Below are 2,476 nucleotides of genomic sequence, written 5' to 3'. Positions count from 1 at the left end.
CCCATCCAACCAAGTGTTGTTAGCCTCTTACAGCGTAGCAGATGTTGAGGATATGCTGACGCTCGTGTAGCGGCTTGGAGCTGATGGCCTTGGAGTCAGGATTCTTTTTGGCTTTATCTTCATCAACAATCAGCAGTGTAACGTTAGCACGATCTTGATAGCGTTGGGGGCTAACCCAGGTTGGCCAGAAAACGTAGGTGAGCACTATTTTCCCGCTGCCTTGTGTGTACCAGATGATGCCTTTTTTCTCTCCCCTCATTGAGTTTACGCTCAATGGCTTTAGTGGCGAATAGCTGTGGATAGCGCATGATTTGCTTTTGTAGTCCATTAGTTTCTCGACGAAACTCTTCATCGCCATTTTAGCAAGTGAGCTCGGTGAAAACATGGAAGCTATTGTTGTTGAAGTTTTCGAAATCTATGAGCTTAGTGTTGGAGCCGTCAATGAGATGCTCAAAGAAGACGCGGCCGAGGTCTTCGTTATCAAGGTCAATTTGATGTCAGGCAGCTAACATCATCCGGCTCGATGCAGTGAACAGCTTAGGGAATATGTTAGTATCCCGATCCCAGCTTCATCAGGTGGAGGATAGCCGAGATTTTTACGCGGGTGTCTTCATTAAACTTCATAACGTTCCCTGTTTATTTTTGTGTCAACTCAAGTAGGTCATTATGAAGCTTCCCTCTATATTCTGGGAACTTGATTAATATTTAACAGTGATAGCTGTGTCAGCGCTGTACTTGGCTCCTCATGTATTCCTTATATACTGCGGTCCTCCATGCAGTGCTTCCTTGCTCTCATAAAAAATCACTATTTTTAGATGTGCCCTTAAGTTCTTAATATCTTCTTCGGCTATTGATACAAAGATTCTGGAAAACGAGATGTATTCGTTAATTAAGCTATATCTAAAGTCAAATACGTTTTCCATTTCTACCCCATGATAATTGTCAGATACATGAACGGGGTTTTTATTCTACAGTCTACTGGGTTGTATGTGTGGAGCACTTTAATAAAATGAAAATCATGCAACAAGATGAGTATTGATATACCCACAGCAAAAATTTTTTATACCCCTAATGCCAGCCAGACCCCTTGCGAAGATACTGGCATTCCACACCAATATGTGAGCTTTTTAAACCAGTGGCATCCCATAACCTAATTGACGAAGTGCTTTTCTAAAAGTTGCTTCTGAGTTTGCTTTAACCACTAAGTGACGTTTACCAGCAAGCATACAGTGCTTTTTGGTAAGCTCATGTTGACTGATAGTATTTGCTATTTTTTCATTAGTACATTCAATTAATATGGCGGGTCCTTTTAACGTCAAGGATTGAGCCTGACGCTCAACTTTAGCAATAAGCCCTTCAACGGTTTCAGGTAATGGTTGGTCATCCCCTTCTGTCAAAAATGTTTTTAATTCAGAAAGCTTATGTCCTTGCTCTACCGCTGAAAGCATTTTTTCCTGACTAAGCCGCCATTGTTGATCTGACACCTTTTCTGCATAGGTTTCTAGTAAAAATGCTTTTTCAGTTGAAAGTGTTTCAGATGTTTTTATTTGTAGATTTGGCAAAACACTTAGTTTGATTTTTGTTTCTATATGATTTGGCTCATAATTTGAGGTAAGTCCAAGACAGTAAGCGCCTAGTGGATTAAGTCGAAAATAAATTAATCCATCATAGCGACTTAGAAAATCTAAGTCATCTGCTCCCCAAAGATTATTATAATCACTCTGGGTCTCCTGAGGATTTACATAGGCTACATCTATTAAGCCCAATGTTGCAGCGTATTCAAACAAGAAACATAAAATATAGCGTCCTTGAAGAATACGCCAATCATGGTAACCATCATATCCTAAATTACCATAATTAGCGTCTTCAATATATAAGTGCCATAAAGAACGGGTCACTTCAAAATTAAAATTTGATGCTTGCATAAAACGAGAAAACTCATCAAATGTAACCCACTCATTAACAGGACAATGTTTCAGAGCTTCGATGATAACTCCGCGGCGCTCAACCACTGATGTCATTGAGCGTTTCCCTTTTCCTTTTTGACCTTTAATTTGATCAACTCTATTAAACTCGTCTATCAACTTTGATTTCAGCCAGCGTGACCAAATTATCTTTAGGGTTTCAGCAGGAGATGAAGTTAAGGCTTTTTGGCCCGACTTTGTTAATGTTAATTTACTACCTTGTAATTCGGTCAATTTAGATGCTTGTAACATTAAAGGCCAAGCAAATGATTTTATTGGGCCAACATCGCTCGCATGTGAATCTTTGACATTTTGCCAATTATAAAAATCACCATCTCGAAGTATTTGGGTAATGGTTTTTGTTGCTGCTTTAGATGGAAAAAATGTTTTATTGCTAACAGCAACCTTACCCAGGCTAGTCAAGCGTAATAAAGCTTGAATATCTTGGATTGCAGCTTTCTCAGCATCATAACGAGTTAGAGGTACTTCGATAATGGAGTCAATCCTACCCC

3 protein-coding genes are annotated in these 2,476 nt (G+C 39.5%); 1 reads left to right on the top strand and 2 read right to left on the bottom strand.

Annotation, left to right across the window (positions count from 1 at the left end; genetic code table 11):
* Positions 1 to 19: 19 nt before the first annotated feature.
* Positions 20 to 385, bottom strand: a complete 366-nt coding sequence (locus KCG35_RS24600; protein ID WP_215822497.1) for a hypothetical protein — start codon at positions 383 to 385, stop codon at positions 20 to 22.
* On the opposite strand from KCG35_RS24600, the gene KCG35_RS26795 reads away from it, so the two are divergent.
* Complete coding sequence (locus KCG35_RS26795) at positions 384 to 509, top strand: hypothetical protein (protein ID WP_255562033.1); 126 nt, start codon at positions 384 to 386, stop codon at positions 507 to 509. The two genes, KCG35_RS24600 and KCG35_RS26795, sit on opposite strands and share 2 nt — an antisense overlap.
* 618 nt (positions 510 to 1,127) lie before the next feature.
* On the opposite strand, the gene KCG35_RS24595 is transcribed toward KCG35_RS26795, so the two are convergent.
* A partial coding sequence (locus KCG35_RS24595) for a hypothetical protein (protein ID WP_215822496.1) occupies positions 1,128 to 2,476 on the bottom strand: 1,349 nt, incomplete at its 5' end.

Source organism: Zooshikella harenae (assembly GCF_018837975.1).
Lineage (GTDB): Bacteria > Pseudomonadota > Gammaproteobacteria > Pseudomonadales > Zooshikellaceae > Zooshikella > Zooshikella harenae.
The sequence above is the reverse complement of the archived record's forward strand: the minus strand, read 5'-3'. Positions and strand labels throughout refer to the sequence as shown.